Source organism: Prevotella sp. Sow4_E9_plate (assembly GCF_052116205.1).
In the GTDB taxonomy this organism is placed as follows: domain Bacteria; phylum Bacteroidota; class Bacteroidia; order Bacteroidales; family Bacteroidaceae; genus Prevotella.
This window is the reverse complement of sequence record NZ_JBQKLN010000018.1, coordinates 1-22,796: the sequence shown is the minus strand read 5'-3', so window position 1 is coordinate 22,796 and position 22,796 is coordinate 1. Positions and strand designations below refer to the sequence as shown.

The 22,796-nt window shown below is 44.6% G+C and carries 19 protein-coding genes; 15 read left to right on the top strand and 4 right to left on the bottom strand.

What is annotated here, in order from left to right:
* The first annotated feature begins 79 nt into the window (after nucleotides 1–79).
* The 5 genes from murG to ftsZ are packed head-to-tail and all read left to right on the top strand — an operon-like array spanning nucleotide 80 to nucleotide 6,237.
* Nucleotides 80–1,186: an undecaprenyldiphospho-muramoylpentapeptide beta-N-acetylglucosaminyltransferase gene (murG, locus tag ACTQ53_RS08865; RefSeq protein ID WP_441932759.1), complete on the top strand. Its 1,107-nt coding sequence runs from the start codon at nucleotides 80–82 to the stop codon at nucleotides 1,184–1,186.
* Nucleotides 1,186–2,562, top strand: coding sequence for a UDP-N-acetylmuramate--L-alanine ligase (gene murC, locus ACTQ53_RS08860; protein ID WP_153124155.1), 1,377 nt, complete (start codon nucleotides 1,186–1,188; stop codon nucleotides 2,560–2,562). Before murG ends, murC begins: the two co-directional genes overlap by 1 nt.
* Nucleotides 2,563–2,589: 27 nt before the next feature.
* A complete protein-coding gene (locus ACTQ53_RS08855; protein WP_294967404.1) occupies nucleotides 2,590–3,384 on the top strand; it encodes a cell division protein FtsQ in 795 nt (264 codons plus the stop codon).
* 35 nt (nucleotides 3,385–3,419) lie between these two features.
* A complete protein-coding gene (gene ftsA, locus ACTQ53_RS08850; protein ID WP_294967402.1) occupies nucleotides 3,420–4,862 on the top strand; it encodes a cell division protein FtsA in 1,443 nt (480 codons plus the stop codon).
* Nucleotides 4,863–4,902: 40 nt separating this feature from the next.
* The gene (ftsZ, locus tag ACTQ53_RS08845; protein ID WP_294967400.1) at nucleotides 4,903–6,237 is read left to right on the top strand and encodes a cell division protein FtsZ; all 1,335 of its coding nucleotides are present in this window, start codon (nucleotides 4,903–4,905) and stop codon (nucleotides 6,235–6,237) included.
* Between the two features lie 17 nt (nucleotides 6,238–6,254).
* On the opposite strand, the gene recO is transcribed toward ftsZ, so the two are convergent.
* Complete coding sequence (gene recO / locus ACTQ53_RS08840) at nucleotides 6,255–6,980, bottom strand: DNA repair protein RecO (RefSeq protein ID WP_217760583.1); 726 nt, start codon at nucleotides 6,978–6,980, stop codon at nucleotides 6,255–6,257.
* Nucleotides 6,981–7,214: 234 nt separating this feature from the next.
* On the opposite strand from recO, the gene rpsT reads away from it, so the two are divergent.
* The 4 genes from rpsT to ACTQ53_RS08820 all read left to right on the top strand — a co-directional run bounded on the left by rpsT (nucleotide 7,215) and on the right by ACTQ53_RS08820 (nucleotide 13,121).
* Nucleotides 7,215–7,469: a 30S ribosomal protein S20 gene (gene rpsT / locus ACTQ53_RS08835; protein WP_153124144.1), complete on the top strand. Its 255-nt coding sequence runs from the start codon at nucleotides 7,215–7,217 to the stop codon at nucleotides 7,467–7,469.
* A gap of 292 nt (nucleotides 7,470–7,761) precedes the next feature.
* On the top strand, nucleotides 7,762–9,732 hold the full coding sequence (gyrB, locus tag ACTQ53_RS08830) for a DNA topoisomerase (ATP-hydrolyzing) subunit B (RefSeq protein WP_299400279.1): 1,971 nt from the start codon (nucleotides 7,762–7,764) through the stop codon (nucleotides 9,730–9,732).
* Nucleotides 9,733–9,851: 119 nt separating this feature from the next.
* A complete protein-coding gene (locus tag ACTQ53_RS08825) occupies nucleotides 9,852–12,227 on the top strand; it encodes a glycoside hydrolase family 95 protein (protein ID WP_441932758.1) in 2,376 nt (791 codons plus the stop codon).
* A complete protein-coding gene (locus ACTQ53_RS08820; protein WP_441932757.1) occupies nucleotides 12,228–13,121 on the top strand; it encodes an alpha-L-rhamnosidase N-terminal domain-containing protein in 894 nt (297 codons plus the stop codon). It begins immediately after the preceding gene.
* Nucleotides 13,122–13,231: 110 nt separating this feature from the next.
* Here ACTQ53_RS08820 and ACTQ53_RS08815 read toward each other — a convergent pair whose 3' ends face one another.
* The 3 genes from ACTQ53_RS08815 to gpmI all read right to left on the bottom strand — a co-directional run bounded on the left by ACTQ53_RS08815 (nucleotide 13,232) and on the right by gpmI (nucleotide 16,251).
* A complete protein-coding gene (locus ACTQ53_RS08815) occupies nucleotides 13,232–13,867 on the bottom strand; it encodes a DUF3109 family protein (protein ID WP_294967391.1) in 636 nt (211 codons plus the stop codon).
* 92 nt (nucleotides 13,868–13,959) lie between these two features.
* Nucleotides 13,960–14,625 carry a uracil-DNA glycosylase gene (locus ACTQ53_RS08810; RefSeq protein ID WP_441932756.1) on the bottom strand — a complete coding sequence of 222 codons (666 nt, stop codon included), beginning with the start codon at nucleotides 14,623–14,625 and terminating at the stop codon, nucleotides 13,960–13,962.
* A gap of 102 nt (nucleotides 14,626–14,727) precedes the next feature.
* Complete coding sequence (gene gpmI, locus ACTQ53_RS08805; RefSeq protein ID WP_117587081.1) at nucleotides 14,728–16,251, bottom strand: 2,3-bisphosphoglycerate-independent phosphoglycerate mutase; 1,524 nt, start codon at nucleotides 16,249–16,251, stop codon at nucleotides 14,728–14,730.
* A gap of 223 nt (nucleotides 16,252–16,474) precedes the next feature.
* On the opposite strand from gpmI, the gene ACTQ53_RS08800 reads away from it, so the two are divergent.
* The 6 genes from ACTQ53_RS08800 (at nucleotide 16,475) to ACTQ53_RS08775 (ending at nucleotide 22,687) form a co-directional block, all read left to right on the top strand.
* A complete protein-coding gene (locus ACTQ53_RS08800) occupies nucleotides 16,475–16,813 on the top strand; it encodes a helix-turn-helix domain-containing protein (protein ID WP_117587082.1) in 339 nt (112 codons plus the stop codon).
* Complete coding sequence (locus ACTQ53_RS08795; protein ID WP_298531176.1) at nucleotides 16,810–17,925, top strand: type II toxin-antitoxin system HipA family toxin; 1,116 nt, start codon at nucleotides 16,810–16,812, stop codon at nucleotides 17,923–17,925. Before ACTQ53_RS08800 ends, ACTQ53_RS08795 begins: the two co-directional genes overlap by 4 nt.
* Before the next feature lie 186 nt (nucleotides 17,926–18,111).
* Nucleotides 18,112–18,936, top strand: coding sequence for a GLPGLI family protein (locus ACTQ53_RS08790; RefSeq protein ID WP_441932755.1), 825 nt, complete (start codon nucleotides 18,112–18,114; stop codon nucleotides 18,934–18,936).
* A 157-nt stretch (nucleotides 18,937–19,093) separates the two neighbouring features.
* The gene (locus ACTQ53_RS08785) at nucleotides 19,094–20,722 is read left to right on the top strand and encodes a hypothetical protein (RefSeq protein WP_441932754.1); all 1,629 of its coding nucleotides are present in this window, start codon (nucleotides 19,094–19,096) and stop codon (nucleotides 20,720–20,722) included.
* A gap of 192 nt (nucleotides 20,723–20,914) precedes the next feature.
* Nucleotides 20,915–21,751, top strand: a complete 837-nt coding sequence (locus ACTQ53_RS08780) for a GLPGLI family protein (protein ID WP_441932753.1) — start codon at nucleotides 20,915–20,917, stop codon at nucleotides 21,749–21,751.
* A 57-nt stretch (nucleotides 21,752–21,808) separates the two neighbouring features.
* On the top strand, nucleotides 21,809–22,687 hold the full coding sequence (locus tag ACTQ53_RS08775) for a tetratricopeptide repeat protein (protein WP_441932752.1): 879 nt from the start codon (nucleotides 21,809–21,811) through the stop codon (nucleotides 22,685–22,687).
* Nucleotides 22,688–22,796 lie beyond the last annotated feature (109 nt).

Below are 22,796 nucleotides of genomic sequence, written 5' to 3'. Positions count from 1 at the left end.
AAAAAATGCCATTAAATGGATTTTTTTGCTTACCTTTGCGTTGGATTTATGACCTTCGGGTCAGCAAACTAGAATGGATATGAATAATGAACTAAGAATTATCATAAGCGGAGGCGGTACAGGTGGTCATATATTCCCTGCTGTATCCATCGCAAATGCCATCAAGGCGAAACGCCCTGATGCTAAAATTTTGTTCGTAGGAGCACTCGGCAGAATGGAAATGCAGCGTGTTCCTGCTGCAGGTTATGAAATCAAAGGATTGCCAATCTGCGGCTTCGACAGAAAACATCTGCTCAAAAATGTCGCTGTACTCTTCAAGATATGGAAAAGTCAGCACATGGCTAAGAACATCATCAAGAACTTCAAGCCAATGGCGGCTGTAGGAGTGGGCGGCTACGCCAGTGGACCAACTCTCAATGTTTGCGCCAGCAAAGGTATTCCTTGTCTCATTCAGGAACAGAACTCATACGCAGGTGTCACCAATAAGCTCTTGGCTAAGAAGGCTGAAAAGATATGCGTGGCTTACGAAGGAATGGAGCGTTTCTTCCCTGCCGACAAGATTATCATGACGGGTAACCCAGTCCGACAGAATGTACTTGATTCTACTATCAGCAAGGAAGAGGCTAGAAAGCAATTCGGACTCGATCCGGAAAAGAAGACCATCCTGCTCGTAGGTGGTAGCCTCGGAGCCAGAACCATTAACGAGAGCATACTTCAGCACCTCGACCTGGTGAAGGAAAGCGGTGTACAGTTCATCTGGCAGACAGGTAAGTACTACAATGCTGCTATCATGGAGCAACTTAAAGGTAAGGATTTGCCTATGCTCAAGGTAACAGACTTCATCAGCGACATGGGCGCAGCTTACAAGGCAGCCGACCTGGTTATCAGCCGTGCCGGTGCCAGCAGCATCAGCGAGTTCTGCCTCATCGGCAAAGCCGTCATCCTGGTTCCAAGCCCTAACGTGGCAGAAGATCACCAGACCAAGAATGCCATGGCATTGGTCAACAAGGATGCTGCCATCTACGTCAAGGACGCAGACGCACCTGAGGTATTGCTGAAGAAAGCCGTTGAAACAGTGAAGGACGAAGCCAAGCTCGCTTCACTCTGTGAGAACATTAAGAAATTAGGATTAAAGAACTCAGCCGACGTCATCGCCGACGAAGTCATCAAATTAGCAACAAAGTAATGGAAATCAAAGATATTAAAGCAGTTTATTTTGTAGGAGCAGGTGGCATAGGTATGAGTGCCATTGCAAGATACTTCCTCAACAAGAAGTTGGTAGTAGCAGGATATGACAAGACTCCATCCAATCTGACTCATGAGTTGGAGAAAGAGGGAATGCTCATCCACTATGAGGAAAACGTAGACCTGATTCCTGAAGCTTGCAAGGATGCCAAGACTACATTGGTCGTCTATACACCAGCTATTCCAGCAGAACACAAGGAACTGGTTTTCTTCCATGAGAACAACTTCACCATCGAGAAGCGTGCACAGGTTTTAGGAACATTGACACGTACTCACAAAGGATTGTGCGTAGCAGGTACTCACGGCAAGACATCAACTTCTACCATGTGTGCCCATATCATGCACCAGAGTCACGTTGACTGCAATGCCTTTCTGGGAGGTATCTCAAAGAACTACGGCACCAACTACATCCTCTCCGACAAGAGCGACTACGTAGTAATCGAGGCAGATGAATTCGACCGCAGCTTCCATTGGTTACGTCCATGGATGAGCGTCATCACATCTACAGACCCTGACCACCTGGATATTTATGGCACCAAGGAGGCTTATCTTGAAAGTTTCCGCCACTATACAGAATTGATTCAGCCTGGCGGTGCGCTTATCATCCACAAGAATCTAGAAATGAAGCAGCACGTACAGAACGGCGTCAAGATATATGAATACAGTCAGGACGAAGGCGACTTCCACGCAGAAAACATCAAGATAGAGAATGGCGGAATCACATTCGATTTCATCTCTCCTATCGAGAACGTAACAGGCGTAGAACTTGGTCAGCCTGTGCCAATCAACATCACAAACGGTGTGGCTGCCATGGCTATGGCGCAGTTGAACGGCTGCACGGCTGATGAGCTTCGTTACGGCATGAAGACCTACGGTGGAGTGGATCGCCGCTTCGACTTCAAGATCAAGAACGACAAGCTTGTATTCCTCTCTGACTACGCTCATCACCCAAAGGAGATTTACCAGAGCGCCAAGAGTATTCGTGAGCTTTACAAAGATCGCAAGATTACGGCTATCTTCCAGCCACACCTCTATACCCGCACCCGTGACTTCTACAAGGACTTTGCCAATAGTTTGAGTCTTCTTGACGAAGTGATACTCTGCGATATCTATCCTGCTCGCGAACAGCCAATTCCAGGAGTAACTTCCAAGTTGATTTACGACAATTTGAAGCCTGGTGTTGAAAAGAGCATGATTCACAAGGAAGATGTACTTGACTTGGTAAAGAACAGGGATTTCGATGTACTTGTTGTATTAGGAGCTGGCGACTTAGACAACTACGTACCACAAATTACAGAGATTCTTGAAAAGAAATAAATGCATATCCATAACATAAGAAAATAAATGCATATCAATTGGAAGAAAATCACAATCATCACACTAGACCTTATCATAGGTACATATCTAGTGTTTGCCTTCACCAAGTTTAACAAACCTGATGAAGCAAACCTGGTATGCACTAAGGTGAACATCAACATACAAGACGAGATGACCAATGGTTTTCTGAATGCGAAGGAAATCAAGAAACGACTGGAGATAAACAAGCTCTATCCGCTGGCAAAACCACTGAACGACGTGAATGCCAGAAAGATAGAAGAATCGTTGAAGACCAGTCCTTTCGTAAAGACGGCAGAATGCTATAAGACCCAAGAAGGTCTGGTAGATATCTACCTCACCCAACGCATGCCAATCGTAAGAATCAAGAGCATCAACAATGAAGATTATTACATAGATGATCACTATCAGATTATGCCCAACACCAACTATACCAGCGATATCATCATCGCTACCGGGTATATCAACAAGTGGTTTGCCAAGAAATACATCTCATTACTAAGCAAGGCTCTGATGACTAGTGAATTGTGGAGAAACCAGATAGAACAGATAAATGTGCTGCCCGACAGAGGCATTGAGCTAGTGCCACGAGTGGGCAACCACATTGTATATCTAGGCTGCTTGCCGGAGACCAATCACATTGACAAGAGAGAAAAAAACATCAATGAATTCGTCAAGAAAAAGATGGATAGGTTGGAGAAATTCTACAAGTATGGCCTCTCACAAGCAGGTTGGAACAAGTACTCATATATAAACATCGAGTTCGACAACCAGATTATTTGCACAAAGCATCACAATAGCTAATTTAAAATTGAAACAGAAAAGATAATATAAGAACTATGCCAAAGGAATTTATTGTAGCTATCGAACTTGGTTCATCCAAGATGACAGGTATAGCAGGTCAGAAGAATTTAGATGGTAGCATCACCGTACTTGCTATCGTCGAGGAGAACTCATCTTCTTGCATCAGAAAGGGAGTCATCTACAACATCGACAAGACCTGCCAGTGCCTAACAAGCATCATCAAGAAATTGAAGAATATCTTGAAGCAAGATATTGCTCAAGTTTATGTGGGCGTAGGAGGACGATCAATACGAAGCATCAAGAATGTGATCGTAAAAGACTTGCCAGGCAACTCCATCATATCTCAGGAAATGATCAACGAAATCATGGACGTAAACCGCAACATGACATACCCTGATCAGGAGATTTTAGATGCAGCAACACAAGAATATAAAATAGATAACCAATTCCAGACTGACCCAGTCGGCATACAGTGCAACCATCTGGAAGGTATCTTCCTGAACATTCTTTGGCGCAAGAATTTCTACAATAACATCAATACATGCTTCGAAAATGCCAACATCCCTATCGCTGAGATGTATCTCGCACCTTTGGCTATGGCTGACAGCGTTCTCAACGACTCGGAAAAACGCGCTGGATGTATGTTGGTAGATTTAGGTGCTGACACAACAACGGTCTCTGTATATTATAAAGGTATCCTCCGTCACTTGTCTGTCATCCCATTGGGTAGCAGCAACATTACAAAGGACCTTACATGCCTGCAGGTAGAAGAGACTGATGCTGAAAACATGAAATTGAAATACGCCAAAGCATATACAGACATCAGTAATATTGACCCAACCCTCAACTATCAGATAGATCGAGACCGATACGTAGAAAGCAAGAAGTTTATCGAAATCGTAGAGGCTCGTGTTGAGGAAATTGTAGAGAACGCCTGGTTCCAGGTTCCTGTAGAGTACTCTGACAAGCTGATGGGCGGTATTATTCTGACTGGCGGCGGCAGCAACATGCCTGAAATCGATAAGGTATTCAAGACACATACCCATATCGAAAAGATTCGCATTGCTAAATTTGTCAGCCAGACCGTGAATTCAAAAGACCCAAAGATTACCAATCACAACGGTATGATGAATACTGTATTGGGATTGTTGGCTAAGGGTAACATGAATTGTGCAGGCAACGAAATTGGTACAGATCTCTTCACCTTTGCAGAGACGACACCTGTCAATGACTTGCATAAGACACCAAGAAATCCAAACGAAACTGTAGGTACGGGCGTTGTTCTAACCGCTGCAGAAAAACAGAAGGCAGAGGAAGAAGCCAAGCGCAAGAAAGAGTTGGAAGAGGAAGAAGCAAGAAAGGCTGCAGAAGAAGAAGCTGCTAAACAGGCAAAAGAAAGAAAAGAAAACAGCCTCCTCCACAAGATGATGAGAGGCATCAAGAGCTTCGTTAAGGACACCATCTCTGAGGAAGAATAAAAAAAGTGACTATTACAATAAATATTAAGATTATACAACTATGCTAGATAATAACAATTCACCACATATTCTCGACTTTGGTGAGCCAGAGAAAGAAAACAGCATCATCAAGGTGATTGGTGTTGGTGGTGGCGGCGGTAACGCTGTAAACCATATGTATCGAGAAGGCATTCACGATGTTAGTTTTGTGCTCTGTAATACAGACAATCAAGCACTCAACGATTCCCCTGTACCTGTACACCTGCAGTTAGGAAAAGAAGGACTTGGAGCCGGCAACAAGCCTGCAAAAGCCCGCCAAGCAGCAGAAGAGACATTGGAAGACATCAAGAATATGCTCAACGATGGTACTAAAATGGCATTTATCACTGCCGGAATGGGTGGTGGTACCGGTACCGGTGCTGCTCCAGTCATCGCTAGAGTAAGTAAGGAACTGGGCATTCTTACTGTAGGTATCGTTACCATTCCTTTCCGCTTTGAGGGTCCTAAGAAAATCGACCAGGCTCTCGATGGCGTTGAGGAAATGTCTAAACATGTAGATGCATTGCTGGTTATCAACAACGAGCGTCTCCGCCAGATTTATCCAGACCTCGCTGTACTCGATGCATTCGGTAAAGCCGATGATACATTGAGCGTTGCTGCCAAGAGTATCGCTGAAATCATTACCGTTCACGGACTTATCAACCTTGACTTCAACGATGTGAAGACTGTATTGAAAGATGGTGGCGTTGCTATTATGAGTACAGGTTATGGTGAGGGAGAAGGTCGTGTCAAGAAGGCCATCGAAGATGCATTGAATTCACCATTGCTCAATGATAATGATGTATTCAACTCTAAGAAAATCCTTTTGAGCATAGCTTTTGCAAGCGAAAAGAAGGACAATCCTGGCTTGACAATGGACGAGATGAACGACGTCAACGATTTCATGGAGAAGTTTGGAGACGACTTCGAATTGAAATGGGGATTGGCCATCGACCCAGAATTGGGTAGCAGGGTTAAGGTTACCGTTTTGGCAACAGGATTCGGTCTCGAGGATGTAGAAGGCATGAACCGCCATCTCAAGAAACATACAGAAGAAGAATCACGTCGACTTGCTGAGGAAGAAGAAAAGAGAGCTGAAAGAGAAGACAGACGTAAGCGCTATTACGGTACTGACGGTAATACAACACAGTACAAACGCCATCCTCACATCTTCCTGTTCCGCCAGGAGGATCTTGACAACGAAGACGTTATCCTGCAGGTAGAAAATACACCTACCTATAAGCGTACACGCCAGACCCTCGAAGAAATCCGAAACATCGCTTCAGGCAATGCAGAACCTAAAGACGATAACAACGGAGATGCAGCAGCTGTACAGGGAGTCATCAGTTTTGCTTAAGCAATAACCGTTGACAACTAAGCGAACAGCTCTTTGAGAACAGAAAAACTCCTCATTTCCGGGAAACCAGGAACATGAAGTTTAAAATATTCCAGAATCACCTCTACACATCTGTTTCTTTCCATACGAGACATTGTGTAGAGGTGCATTGTTTTATACTCCAAACGAAGCAGGGCAACCAACCGCAAAGAATCCTCCCTATTTAAATAATGTACGTGCGTAGGAACATAGGGTACAAAACATCCATCAACCAAATCAAAATAATCACCGCTCATTCCACTTTCAATATTAGGCGAAAAACCTAAAAAGAAAGTCAGGCGAATCATAAAGACAATATGAAAGTTGGAAAAACTCCCCTCCACTCTATCCAGCCATTCAATACTATCCTGCATAAAGAGATATAGCGAGGCATTGGCTTGCTCATTTTTCGTGGTATAAGACAACAACTCAGCCAAGAACATGGAAATAGCCAATTTGTAAGGAGAGAAAGGAATATCAATAAAAGCATAACCGATGGAAGCCTCCCGGATACGTTGAAGATTAGACTTGGGACGATAATCAAATTCCAATTGCAATAACATCAAGGGCTGAAACAACTGACGCTTCAACCTTCCCTTAGAAGACTTGGGTATACGGACCATAAAAGACAGTCTACCCAACTTTTCTGTGAAAAAATCCACGATAAGTTGAGCATCCCCATACTTGATAGTTTGCAACACGATTGCCCGGGTTTTAACTTCCATTTTGTCAAATATACTAAAAAACAGGGCAAAATTACAAAAAAAAACGCATTTAGAGAAAATTTTCAGTAAAAAATTTGCAGGAATCAAATAAAAGTAGTAACTTTGCACCCGCAAAACAGCGATGGTCCCTTCGTCTATCGGTTAGGACGAGAGATTTTCATTCTCTAAAGAGCAGTTCGACTCTGCTAGGGACTACAAATAACAAGAATATAAAAAAATAACATAAAAAAGAAGATGGCAAATCATAAATCATCAATCAAGAGAATCCGTCAGGACAAGAAGAAGGCTTTGCACAATAAGTATTATGCAAAGACTATGCGCAATGCTGTCCGCAAGTTGCGCAACATGTCTGACAAGGAAGAGGCTGTAAAGCTCTATCCTACAGTTCAGAAGCTTTTAGACAAGTTGGCTAAGATCAACGTTATCCACGAGAACAAGGCTGCAAACTTGAAGTCTGGTCTTACACAGCACATCGCTAAGTTGGCCTAACTTATAAGTCGAAGCAAAAAATAAATAAGGCTGCAATCCTTCAAGAAGGGTGGCAGCCTTATTCTTTTTATCACCACCTTAACATTTTCACGATTCCCCATCTATTTCACCGCTCTATCTACCTATCATTTTGCTATCGTAAGCACAACGTTTTTCGCACTTTTTCCAGCTATTTCTTACACTTCTCAAAAAACTTCTGTTTTTATCTCTTTTTTCGCTATTTTTCACAAAGAAAACCTTCTGTATCTCAGCTTTTTTTAGTATCTTTGCACAGAAATAAGACAATACTAAAATGGCAGATAATCAAAACAACGCAAATAATTACTCAGCGAGTAACATTCAGGTCCTTGAAGGCTTGGAAGCTGTTCGCAAGCGCCCAGCGATGTACATTGGTGACATCTCTGAAAAAGGTCTTCACCACTTGGTCAACGAAACTGTTGACAACTCTATTGATGAAGCAATGGCTGGCTACTGTACAGACATTGAAGTTACCATCAACGAAGACAACTCTATCACTGTAGAAGATAATGGACGTGGTATCCCTGTGGATATGCACGCGAAGCTACATAAATCAGCCCTTGAAGTCGTAATGACCGTGCTCCATGCCGGTGGTAAGTTCGACAAGGGTTCATACAAAGTTTCCGGTGGTTTGCATGGTGTGGGTGTAAGTTGTGTAAACGCACTCTCTTCCCACATGCTGTCACAGGTCTTCCGTGGCGGCAAAATCTACCAGCAGGAATACGAAAAGGGTAAACCTCTTTATCCCGTCAAGGTAGTAGGTGAAACCGATAAGCGCGGTACACGCCAGCAATTCTGGCCGGATCCAACCATCTTTACCCACACAGTCTATAGATGGGACATCATTGCTAACCGTATGCGCGAGTTGGCATTCCTCAACGCAGGCATCAAGATAACCTTGAAAGATTTGCGCCCTGACGAAGAAGGCAAGACCAAGGAGGAGGTATTCCATGCCAAGGATGGTTTGAAGGAATTCGTCCGTTACGTAGACCGTCACCGCACTCACCTCTTCGATGATGTTATCTATCTGAAGACCGAGAAGCAGGGTATTCCTATCGAGATTGCTGTGATGTACAACACAGACTATTCAGAGAATATCCACTCATACGTCAATAACATCAACACCATTGAGGGTGGTACCCATCTGACTGGTTTCCGCATGGCGTTGACTCGTACTCTGAAGGCTTACGCAGAAGCCGACCCGACCATCTCTAAGCAAATAGAGAAGGCAAAGGTAGAGATTGCACCAGAGGACTTCCGCGAGGGTCTTACAGCCGTCATCTCTATCAAGGTGGCAGAACCTCAGTTTGAGGGACAGACCAAGACCAAGCTCGGTAACAGCGAGGTTCAGGGAGCCGTCCAACAGGCAGTAAATGAAGCTTTGGCTGATTACCTGGAGGAGCATCCAGACGAAGCTAAGCGCATCTGCGAGAAGGTGGTATTGGCTGCTACTGCACGTATTGCAGCCCGCAAGGCACGTGAAAGCGTACAGCGCAAGAACTTCATGACAGGTGGTGGTCTGCCTGGTAAGCTTGCAGACTGTTCCATGAAGGATCCTAAGGAATGCGAGATTTTCCTTGTCGAGGGTGATTCCGCTGGTGGTTCAGCCAAGCAGGGTCGCGACCGTTTCCGCCAGGCTATTCTCCCATTGCGTGGTAAGATTCTGAACGTAGAAAAGGTTCAGTGGCATAAAGTATTCGAAGCTGAGTCTGTCATGAACATTATCCAGAGTATCGGAGTTCGCTTCGGTGTAGACGGTGAAGACAGCAAGGAGGCAAACACAGACAAGCTGCGTTACGACAAGATTATTATCATGACCGATGCCGACGTCGATGGTTCACACATCGACACATTGATTATGACTTTGTTCTATCGCTTCATGCCAAAGGTTATCGAGGAAGGTCACTTATACATCGCTACTCCACCTCTCTACAAGTGTACTTACCGTAACAAGGTGAGCGAGTATTGCTATACAGAGCAGCAGCGCCAGGCATTCATCGACAAGTATGGCGAGGGGTTGGAAGACAAGAATATTCACACTCAGCGATACAAAGGTTTGGGTGAGATGAACCCAGAGCAGCTTTGGGAAACCACTATGGACCCATCTACCCGCTTGCTCAAGCAGGTAACCATCGATAATGCAGCTCAGGCTGACGAGATTTTCTCTATGCTGATGGGCGATGATGTGGAGCCACGCCGCGAGTTCATTGAGCAGAACGCTACTTATGCCAATATCGACGCTTAAAGTTAACACGAACATATTGGGGGCAGACTAGGCAAGAGTCTACCCCCTTTTTTAGATAAGCTCGTCCTATGGGCATCACTTCCAAGCATCATATTTTAACAACTAACAAAACAGAATTTATGAAGCATCTGCTTTTTACGCTTGCACTAACAGCCTCAGGTCTTTTGAACTGCCAGGCGGCAACTGTTAGCAAAATACCGCAACCCAACAAGTTGTGGTACAACAAACCTGCATACGCCTTCGAAGAGTCACTGCCGATAGGCAATGGCAAACTGGGTGCGCTAATTTATGGTGGAGCCAATAATGACTCTATCCAGCTCAATGACCTCACCCTTTGGACGGGTGTTCCTGTAAATCCCAACGAAGGTGGCGATGCCTTCAAGTGGATTCCAAAAATCAGAGAGGCGTTGTTTAAAGAGGATTACAAGACTGCCGATTCCCTGCAGCACTATGTACAAGGTCACAACTCGGAGTTCTATCAGCCGCTGGGCATGATCAACATCAAAGACTGCAACCAGGGCGAGTTTACGGATTATTACCGCGAACTGAGCCTCGACAACTCCCTGGCTACTGTTCTTTACAGGCGCAACGGCATTCAATATACCAAAGAGTATTTTGCTTCTCATCCCGACAAGATGATTGCCATCAAGCTGAGTGCCTCCCAAAAGAGAGCCATCAACAGCGACATCTCCCTCACCTCCCTCATTCCCCATCAGGTGAAAGCATCTAGAGGACAACTCACCATGACGGGACATGTGCTCGGTGACGAAGCCAACAGCACGCATTACTGTGCCATGCTTCAGGTGAAGAACACCGACGGAAAAGTGTGGGCAAGCGATTCAGTTCTCCATCTGAAGGATGTGAGCGAGGCTATCATCTATCTCATCAACGAAACGAGTTACAATGGCTTCGACAAGCATCCCGTGAAGGAAGGTGCTCCATACATAGAGAACGTAGCCGATGATGCCTGGCATCTTGCCAACTTTACATACGATGAATTCAAGCAGCGCCACATCGCCGACTACAAGAAGCTCTTTGACAGAGTAAGCCTGAATCTGAAAGGAGCCAAATATGATGCCACCCGCCCTACCGACAGGCAATTGCTCGCCTACAGCGACAACCACGAGAACAATCCTTATCTGGAACAGCTCTACTTCCAATATGGCAGATACCTACTCATCAGCAGCAGTAGAACCAAGGGCGTGCCAGCCAACCTGCAGGGACTCTGGGCACCAGCCCTCCGTTCGCCATGGCGCGGCAACTATACCATCAACATCAACCTGGAAGAAAATTACTGGCCGGCAGAAGTTACTAACCTACCAGAACTGGTTGCCCCGGTAAACGGATTGGTTGAAGGCATGTCGGTGACAGGCCGACACAATGCCCAGTATTTCTACGGCATCGATAAGGGATGGTGCGCCGGACACAATACAGATGCCTGGGCGATGAGCAATCCTGTGGGAACCGGAAACGAGAGTCCACAGTGGAGCAACTGGGCGATGGGTGGAGCCTGGCTCGTAGAAACCCTTTGGGATCACTACGACTATACGCGAGATACCGAATATCTTCGCAATACAGCCTACCCTTTGATGAAGGGCGCTGCCGACTTCCTGCTGGAGTGGCTTATCCCGAATCCACACAATCCAAACGAACTGATTACAGCCCCTTGCACATCGCCAGAGGCAGATTACATCACCGATAAGGGCTACCGCGGCAGCAGTTTCTATGGCGGAACCGCCGATCTCGCCATCATCCGCGAGCTCTTTAAGAACACCATCAAGGGAGCAAAAACCCTGGGTATCGACAACGATTACCAGCAGCAGTTGCAATCGGCCCTCAATCGCCTGCGCCCTTACCACATCGGGAAGCGAGGCAATCTGATGGAGTGGTATCACGATTGGGAAGACCAGGATTGGCATCATCGCCACCAGTCACACCTGCTGGGACTCTATCCGTTCCATCAGATTTCGGTAGATAAGACTCCGGAGCTTGCTGCTGCCGCAACCAAGACTCTTGAAATCAAGGGCGATAATTCCACCGGCTGGAGTACTGGCTGGAGAATCAACCTCTGGGCGCGCCTGCATCGTGCCGACAAGGCCTACCAGATATACCGCAAGCTGCTCACCTACGTAAGCCCTGAAGTTTACAAGGATAGCAAGCACCATAGCGGTGGCACCTACCCTAACCTCTTTGATGCCCATCCACCATTCCAGATTGATGGCAACTTCGGTGGCACAGCAGGTGTATGCGAGATGCTGATGCAATGTGATGGCGAGACGATGGATTTACTCCCTGCTCTTCCTAAAGAATGGTCTGCAGGAGAGATAAAGGGTATCAAGGCTCGCGGCAATTACGAGGTTGCACTATCATGGAATAAAGGACAAGTTAAGAAAGCTATTATTACCAGCAAGAACGAAGGAAGCCTGACCGTCAATTACAACGGAAAGCAGAAAGTCCTCAACTTCAAGGCTGGAGAAACAAAATTGATCAAATAAATGAGATATATAACTTCTCTCATATTTTCATTACTATGGGTACTGAGCTCCAATGCACAAGAGTTCGGTACCCATTGGATTTCATATCCACTCCCCGATGAATCAGCAGAAGTATGGTTTAGAAAAAACTATGTCATGCCACATCGCCCACTACAGGCATTCGCAAATGTTGCCAGTACAGGCGACTACAAGATATATATAAATGAAAGAAACGTAACGGGAAGCTTAAAATTCGAAGGCATCAAGAATGATGTACTCCAATCACGCACTTTTGATATCACCCGATATCTGAAAGCCGGTGACAACGTCATTGCTGTATGGTATGCACCTCAGGGCAAGCCTAGCCATGGCAAACAGCTTTCACTGGAGATATACGGTTGGGATCAGGACAGCGTTCCTTTCCACCACCAAACTGATGGCTCCTGGCTCTGTCGACAACCCAAGGATTGCTATTCTGGAGAAAGTGAGCGTTTTGATGCCCGTACCAACATCATTGATTGGAAAACTGAAGAGTATCAACCGTATGGTTGGCATCGTCCTACAGGAAGCATGGACATTGACAGAAATCTTCCTACAGAAGAATTCAAGGTGTGTCAATCTGAGAATAAATTAGGAAAAGTCCTCAAACCCATTCGTACCTATAACGACTCTTTAGGCTACAATATTGACTTTGGTCGTCCCTTCTATGGCACCATCCGTATTACCATCAGAGAGGCCCACAGAGGAGAAAAACTGAACATCAATGGGTTTCAATACGTTTGCAACGGAGAATTGGATGAACAGGCTTTCTTCCGCTTCAGATTTCAAAATCAAAGAATCTATACCCTCACATGGAATGGCAGATTCAAAAAAAGCAATATCGTAAATATTGAAGGATTAGAGATTTCGGAATAAGCTAGCAAGCTTTTCGAAATCTCTTTTTTATTATGCTAAAAAAACTTTGTTGCACCAAATAAAAAAGACTTTGGAAATCATATCTTCCAAAGTCTCAAACTAAACTGAATTTAATCTTCCAAATCGGCAAGCAACTGCTCTGCCACTTCGCAAAGCTCACCATACCATTCCTTACCGAACTTCTCAATCAGCGGACCTTCCAGGAACTTATAAACCGGAAGATTCAACTCCTCTCCCTTCTTGATGGCATCCTTGCAGATGCGCCACTTGTTATAGTTGATGCCATACACCTCGTTGCCGAAATCCTTGGCACGGATTGGATACAAAGCACAGGAGATAGGCTTCTTGAACTTCGACTTTCCTTCGCGATAAGCACGCTCCAAGGCACAGAGACAACAGTTAGGAATCGTATGTCCATCGCCCAGGTCTTTCAAATCCTGATAGCAGGTAAACACACAATCCTTACCATTCACGATGCTCGTCACCAAATCGCCTTCAATATCGGTATAAGCCACGCCCTGCTTATCTATGATAGCCTGAGCAGAAGCCGAGAGATCATCCCAAACCACATCCAGCGCATCCTCAATCTCCATAATCTCCTCCAGGGTAACAGGAGCTCCCGCATCGCCTTCAATGCAGCATTCGCCCTTGCAGGCATCAAGGTCGCAACAGAATTTTTCGGTGATAATATCAGGTGAAACCAACACGTTGCCCACCTGCAGAATACGCAGTTCGTCTTTCTTCATAATGTTTTTTGAGATGAATAAATTTCTTTGAGTGTATAATAAAAATACTGATAGCTACCCATGAGTGGATAGCTATATATTAATAAGTGTACCTACCATTGGATAGGCGCAATTCCGTTCTGCAGCAGATACGCATTGCAGCGGGAGAAATGATGATTGCCAAACCATCCGCCTCTGTTGGCTGATAATGGCGAAGGATGAACGCTTTCCAATATCAGATGCTTGCTTGTATCGATGAGCTTCGCCTTGCTCCGGGCATAACCGCCCCAAAGGATAAACACCAGGTGCTCCTTATCCTTGCTGAGCGCCGTGATGGCAGCATCGGTAAACTCCTCCCAGCCTTTGCGCTGATGACTCGCAGCCTGATGGGCACGAACGGTCAACGTGGCGTTGAGCAACAGGACTCCCTGCTTTGCCCAGCGGGTTAAATCGCCCGTGGCTGGCATCGGAGTACCGAGATCCATCTGAATCTCCTTGAATATATTAATCAATGATGGTGGAAAAGTGATTCCGTCCGGCACAGAGAAACTCAGTCCCATCGCCTGACCCGGCTCATGGTATGGATCCTGTCCGATAATTACTACCTTCACATCATCAAAAGGACAGAGATTGAAGGCATTGAAAATCAAGCGGCCAGGAGGATAACAGGGCGTACGCAGGTATTCCTCTTTCACGAAGTTGGTGAGGTCAACAAAATACTGCTTGTCGAACTCTTCTCCTATATGCTGTTTCCAACTTTCTTCTATCTTTACGTTCATGCTTAATATAAATTCAAAAGTATCTTAAGATACTTACGCAAGTATCCTAAGATACTTGGCCAAGTATCTTAGGATACTTTTTTGAGGTATATAAAATCGTTTTTACTTGTTGTCAGAAATCAAGTTCTCACCAGTCATATCAGCTGGCTGCTCCAAACCCATGATGTGGAGGATAGAAGGAGCAACGTCTGCCAAACGGCCATCCTTAACGGTAGCTGAGTTGTTGTCAGTTACGTAGATGAATGGAACTGGGTTCAAAGAGTGAGCAGTGTTTGGTGTACCGTCCTCGTTGATAGCGTGGTCTGCATTACCGTGGTCAGCGATGATGATAGCCTCATAATCGTTAGCCTTGGCAGCCTCGATAACGTCCTTTACACAGTTGTCAACAGCGTGAACAGCCTTAGCGATAGCGTTGTAGATACCTGTGTGACCTACCATATCACCATTAGCGAAGTTTACAACGATGAAGTCGTACTCCTGAGTGTTGATAGCACCAACCAACTTATCCTTTACCTCGTAAGCGCTCATCTCTGGCTTCAGGTCGTATGTAGCTACCTTTGGAGAAGGAACCAGGATACGGTCCTCGCCCTCGTATGGAGTCTCACGACCACCATTGAAGAAGAATGTTACGTGAGCATACTTCTCTGTCTCTGCAGTGTGGAGCTGCTTCTTGCCCTGTGCACTCAAGTACTCGCCGAGAGTATTCATTACGTTCTCCTTAGGGAAGAGGATGTGAACACCCTGGAAGCTTGCATCGTATGGAGTCATGCAGTAGTACTGCAAGTCCTTGATGGTGTGCATGCCTTCCTCTGGCATATCCTGCTGAGTCAATACCTGTGTCAACTCCTTGGCACGGTCGTTACGGTAGTTGATGAAGATAACAACATCACCCTCCTGGATAGTACCGTCAACCTTAGAGTTATTGATTGGCTTGATGAACTCGTCAGTTACGTCCTCATCATAGCTCTCCTGCATTGCCTTCACCATATCGTCAGCCTGCTTACCCTTACCCTCAACGAGCAAGTCGTATGCTTCCTTCACACGGTTCCAGCGCTTGTCACGGTCCATAGCATAGAAACGACCTACGATGCTTGCGATGTGTGCACCGTTCTTGTCGCAGCAAGCCTGCACCTCCTCGATGAAGCCCTTACCGCTCTTAGGGTCTGTATCACGGCCATCCATGAAGCAGTGAACGTATGTCTCCTTCAAACCATATTCCTTACCAATCTCAATCAACTTGAAAAGGTGATCCAAAGAAGAGTGAACACCACCGGTAGAAGTCAAGCCCATCAAGTGGAGTTTCTTACCAGTCTTCTGAGCATAGCTGTAAGCGTTGATGATCTCCTGATTCTTCAAGATGTCACCGCTCTCGCAAGCCTTGTTGATCTTAACGAGGTCCTGATATACCACACGACCAGCACCGATGTTGAGGTGACCTACCTCAGAGTTACCCATCTGACCGTTAGGAAGACCTACGTCCTCGCCACAAGTCTGGAGAGTAGAATGTGCAGAAACTGCTGTCAAATAATCGAGATAAGGAGTTGGAGTCTTGAAGATAACATCACCCTTATCATGCTTACCGATTCCCCATCCGTCGAGAATCATTAAAAGAGCTTTTTTTGCCATAATTACATAAAATAATTTAAATTCGAATTTCGACTGCAAAGTTACAACAAAATAGGTGAAGGACAAAATAAATTAAGATAAAAAAACTTCCTTCTTTCAACAAAAAAATATATGGAGACAAGGTTATAAGGGATTTTGACTTTTTAATTGATTTTTATTTGGAACATAACATTATTTTTTGTATCTTTGCAACTGATAATATCTTATTATTATCCCAATGATTATGCAAGAAACGAACAATATATTAGCAATATTAGATAACTACCTCCACGACAATCCTGATGAGATTGCAAAGGAGATGGCAAACGACTTCAGAAAACGAAGAATAGAGAAGAATCTGACACGTGAGCAAGTGGCAGACAAGTCAGGCGTTGCCGTCAGCAACATCACCAGATTCGAACAAAAGGGCCTCATCTCCCTCAAAAATCTGATAGGTATCGCCATAGCTTTGGAATACACATCAGAAATCAAGAACGTCTTCTCGCAACCCAAGTACTCCACCATGGAGGAGTTGCAACAGATAAAAAGAAACGCTAATAAGAAAAAGGCTTACAGACAATGAAACGTATAGAATCTTTAGCCGTGAAATATCACCAGGAGAAAGTCGGCACACTGTCATTGAGTGCCGATGGAAAGGTATGCACCTTCGAATATGACAATCAGTGGTTGGCATCAGGCTTTAGTATATCTCCGTTGGAATTGCCACTGAAGCCTGGTCTTTTCATTGCCAAAGCCACCCCTTTCAACGGGAACTTTGGCATCTTCGAAGACAGCCTTCCCGATGGATATGGTAGATACCTATTGCATAAAGCCTTGCTAAAAGAGGGTATCAACGACTTTGAGCTATCTGCTCTCGACCGACTGAGCATCGTGGGCAATGGAGGTATGGGCGCATTGACCTACGAACCTATAACTTCTATCCAGACTGGACACGAGATTGAGGACTTTGACCTTTTACAAGCCAAAGCCTTGGAAGTATTGAAGGAGCAACAGGATAATGACGCAGGATTGCTATTATATAATAGTGGTAATAGTGGCGGTTGTCGCCCGAAAGCCATTTTCACAAATGAGGATGGTCATTGGTTGGTCAAGTTTCGCCATACCTATGACCCACAAGATATGGGAAAGCAAGAGTATCATTATAATGAGATAGCCAAGCAATGTGGCATCCAAGTACCCGAGTTCAAACTGGTAAACAACAAGTATTTTGCCTGCCGTCGCTTCGACATTTCTCCAACAGGCGAACGTATTCACGTAGCCACAGCTGGAGCCTTGCTCAACGTTTCCCTTTCCAACCCTATTCTAGATTATCTCAACCTTTTGGCGCTTACAGGTTATCTTACCCAAAGCCAAGAGGATGTGGAAGAGATGTTCCGCCGCATGGTTTTTAATTACATAATGGACAACAAGGACGACCACTGCAAGAACTTCTCTTTCTTGGTTCAGAAAGAGAGCGATGGCAAATGGCACTGGCATTTAGCTCCTGCCTACGACCTCACCCATTGCACCGAGGGATATAATGGAGAACACGCAACATCTGTAAATGGGACTGGGCATCCGACCGTAGAGGATATGATTGCCGTTGGCGTAAAGAATAAAATGAAGGAAAAGAGATGCCGCGAAATCTACGAAGAGATATCTTTACAGGTTAAGTCTGGTGAGAATATCTTTTAAGGGAAGATTTTCAATCTCTTCTTTCCCCATTTTACGGGTGTTTCTTCTAGATTGCCTCGTTCTAGAGTATTATTCACATAGACTACTTCTGCTTCAGATAATCCAACTGACCGTCATTATTCTGTTTACCTTTTCCCTATCTCTGCGTCTTACTCGTAAATAAGCATCAAAAAATAAATAGAGAACATGAAGAAACTTACATTGATTTTCGCAGCCATCCTCGCCTTAGGCAGCCTGACCGCAAAAGCACAGATGGGATCGGGCGTGGACACACTCACCCTCGACCAAGTGAAGTATCGCATCACCTACGATACAAAACAGGTAAACGACACCACAGAAATACCGTATATCTATCGCAAGGCACAGATGCGACTCGACATCGGTAGCAACATCACTCACTTCTATAACCAGTCCAAGGAGCAATGGAAAAAGCAAGTCTTACAAATGATGTTTTCAGGCGGTGTCATTGACCTAAGAAAAGCCGAACCGGTAAAATGCATGGACTTTGAATTCCTCAAGAACTACCCAAAGAACGGTCAGACCCTATTTCAGGAATCGTGGGCTTTGAGAACCTATCACTGCATCGAAAAGACCGAGACTCCTGATTGGCAACTCATCCCAGACAGCACTACAACCATCATCGGCTATCATTGCCAACTCGCCAAGACCAACTTCAAGGGAAGAACTTGGTTAGCTTGGTATGCTGAGGATATCCCTGTGCCAGAAGGTCCTTGGAAGCTCTGCGGTCTGCCTGGTCTCATACTCCGTGCCTACGATGCACAGCAACAATTCTATCTCAACGCCATCGGACTGGAAGACCTGAAAGGCAAGGAGACTCTCAAATACGCCAAGCCCGAAGAGGCAGAGAAAGTTTCCCAGTCTGACCTCACCAAAATCAAGCTGAGAGACGATGGAAGCGAGATGCTAAGATATGAAAAGTGGACAGATGAGAATGGAAAACCTATCAAACCAAAAGCAAGGAAACGTGTCTTCAATCCAATCGAGCGATAGGGACATCTCAAAGGCTTTCCATTTCAGATTTTTGCGAGTTTCTACAAAAATCTGAAATAGAAAGCTTATTTTCTTGTTCTTATCGACAATTTATTGTACTTTTGCAAAAAGATTTCTGAAACAACAAATGTAAAGTTGATAATTTGACGATAACAATATGATTTATACAAGCAAGAAAATCATCATATTTCTGTTCACTATCATGCAGCTAGCCATACTCGCCAGTTGCATGGACTCAGGATATCGCCTATCCTTCCCTGAGATAGACGACCTTGCCGACGAATACCCTGCACAAGCCAAGGTATTCCTCTCTCGTGCTGACAGCAACGACAACAAAGGCTACTATAAGCTCTTAACAGCCAAGATAGAATATCAACTCAAGGGTTACATCTATAAAGAAAACGACATAGACGATGCCATCAACATCTTCGTGAACGAAAAGGATGAGCCCCTTCTTGCACGTTCCTTATATTATAAGGGAGCCTCGACACTCAACAACTATCGAGATACCACAAAAGCCATCAAATGGTTCTCACAGGCCATCGCCTACGATAGCAACATGAGAGAAAAGGAGAAGCTGGATATGTACGACATATTGTGTCGCATTACCCACCAAAACATTTACACCGTAGAGTTAGAAGACGAGGCTCGCCAAACCAACAATATCCGCTACCGTGCCTGGGCACTACTCTATCGTGGCATCAACAACCAAGATCAGGAACTTGCCAACCAAGCTTTCGAAGTTGCCAATCAAATAAAAGAGAACAAGGACAGTACCTTGGGACCCATGTACTATCATTACTTCCAAGCCTTGATGGACAGGGGTGATGTGCCTGATTCCATCTTGATAAGCTATGCAAAGAAAGCGCAAGACAATCACGGGGTAAAATATGACAACAACATCGATTTCTATCGCTTGCTCACAAGAAACAGCAAGGAAACCCATGCCTTCGCCATGCAGCATATCAAAGAAAACTATAGCATAAATCAAGAATACATACAGCCATGGGGATCCTATTCCTTTGCTTTAGGATATAAGTATTATCTCCCCTTATATTTTCTCTCCCTACAAAAAGGAGATACGCTCATGGCAAAGCGTGTTGCCCACGAACTACGACAAGAAGCTCCTTTGCTTGTCAAATACGAAAACTCAGGAAAGGAAAAGCAAGTAAAACTGATGTACGAGGGTGGTAACACCCGTTATCGCTATGAAAAGGTTAAGACCTATATATTTGTAGGAATCATCATCGTGCTCATCATTCTCCTGACGATGACTTACCTCTCTATTTCCAGAATCCGAAAGGCTCACCAAACTATTAAAAACTTGCATGAGTCACTGCACCAGTTAAAAGATGTGGAGAACTCTTCGTTATCGGAGCAATGCGAACGATTAAACCACGAAATAACCACCCAGCTTCGCAAACTGAAACGCCGTGACAAGGACATCGAGGAATACAAGGCTCAAATTACCGAGCTCACAGACATCAGCCAAGGCTTGGTGTATTATTCGATGACGATACAAAATCAAAACATCAGCCAGATAGGTAAGCAAGGCATCCGACAACTTCTCGCCAGCTTCAAGGTGATAGACGAGACGTATAACAAACGATTGGAGAACTACGACTTGAATCCATCACAAAGCCTCTTCTGCATCCTCTACCATATCGGCAAGAGCGATGAGGAAGTGATGCAAATCCTGCAATACTCTCTCTCGAATATCAGGGTAAGAAAGTCGAGAATCAAGAGTGACACTGGAGCTGAGTCATTCGACGACATCATCAGATAAGCACTCCCATAAGTTTTTCGCTATACTCCATTAACTTATCGAAGCATTACAAAAATGCTTGTATTTTAAGTTTTTGCTAATCGTAACTCGCTCGCTATCAATACATCTGTACTCACTGGCATGTAATTCCGATTTGGCTATCTCTATCATTTGTGTTACCTTTGCATCCGAAATTCTAAACATCAAACGACTATGAGAAGAATAACATTATTATTAGCAGCCATACTCACAGTATGCAGCTTGAATGCTCAGAAAGGCAACAAAAATGAGAAAGTGGTCAATATTGACAAGGTAAACTATCGCATCACCTACAATGGGAAAATGGTACCAGATACCACAACAGTTCCCTACAACTATTGGGAGAGCGAAATGCGACTGGACATCGGTAGCAAGACAACTCATTTCTATGATAGAACCAAGCAAATATCCGATTCTATCATGGATGAACAAGCTAAGACGGGGCAACATGACATGAGTAAAATACCTAGCGGTGGCAGAATCCGTTGGGAATTCTACAAGAACTATCCATCAAAGGGGCAAACAACTTTACTGGACAAAGTCCTTGGTAACTATTACCAATGTACAGAAAAAATCGAGGTACCAAACTGGCAGCTTATCCCAGATAGCGCAACTACCATCATCGGCTATAAATGCCTGCTGGCAAAAGCACTCTTCAAAGGCAGGACCTGGTATGCCTGGTACTCAGAAGACATACCTATAAGCGAAGGACCTTGGAAAATTTCCGGACTGCCTGGTCTTGTTCTACTTGCTTACGACCAGAACAAACAATACATATTCAATGCTATCGGTATGAGCACATTGAATGGGACCGAAAGCATAACTTTCACGGAAAAGGCAAGAGAGAAAGTAACACAGAAAGAGTTAAGAGAGGCTAAGCATAAATTTGATGGCGCAGAAGCTCTCAAAGCAACAGCGAGAAAAACTGGAGTTACGTTTAAGAAATTACCCGAAGGTGCCATCAAGGCTCTAAACCGAAGCAACAAGGGCAACCCTATCGAGCTGGAGTAACTCCAGCTCGATTAACTGATCGTATCTACATCATAACAACAAACGGACAACATAAGAATGAAAAGATTTATATTCATCACTTGTTTGGTATTCATTGGAATCATCGGAATATCTGCCAAGAAAGAACAAACTCCCATCCATCGCTTGATACTGCAGGGCGACAGTTGCATGAACGAGCATGACTCGTTCCATGCCATCACCTATTACCAGCAATATATCAATGAGCATCCACACGATTTGAATGTTCTCAGAAAGCTCGCTTCTTGCTATCGTCTTCGTGGCGACAACAAAAAGTGCATCGCCTGCATGGATAGCATTCCTAACGACAGTCTCAACCATGAAGACTTGCGCATGATGTTCTATTCCTATCTTAATCTTGGCGATAAAAAAAAGGTAGAATCATATGGCATGACTATCTATGGCAAATACCCATACGACGGGGAGGTATTTGCCACCCTACTTCAGCAATGGAACAACCATGGGGAGCCTGAAAGCGTTTCAGCTTTCGCCTTGTCGTATGTAGAAAAACGTGACTCCACGAATATTCTCATCAACAAGGAGCTTGCCTATTCTCTCTATTTACAGCTTAGATACGAGCAAGCCATCCCTAGATACAAGAAGCTTATAGCCGATGGATTCGACAATTTTGAGTCTAACCTCGTCATAGGATTGTGCTATTATAACTTGGAAAAGTACCGAGAAGCCTATACCTATCTGAACAAGGCGGCAGAGATGAAGAAAGACAACCCAAATATGAACTGTCTCTTCTACTTGGGCATGACTTGCAAGAAGATTTCCGAACAGACTAAGAACGTCGTGGAAAAGGAAACCATGGCAAGACACGCCATCATCAACCTGGAACGGTCTATAACCGTGGCTTACCCTCGCAGCCGTGGACTATATGTAAACCAGCAACTTGCTGAGCTTTATTACTGAGCCCACTTTAAAAAGTAAGGCCTGTTTAAAATGTTTATATTTCACGAAAATAATCTCTGCTTTATGCTGTTATCTGGAATATTTTTCGTATCTTTACACCATCAATTAA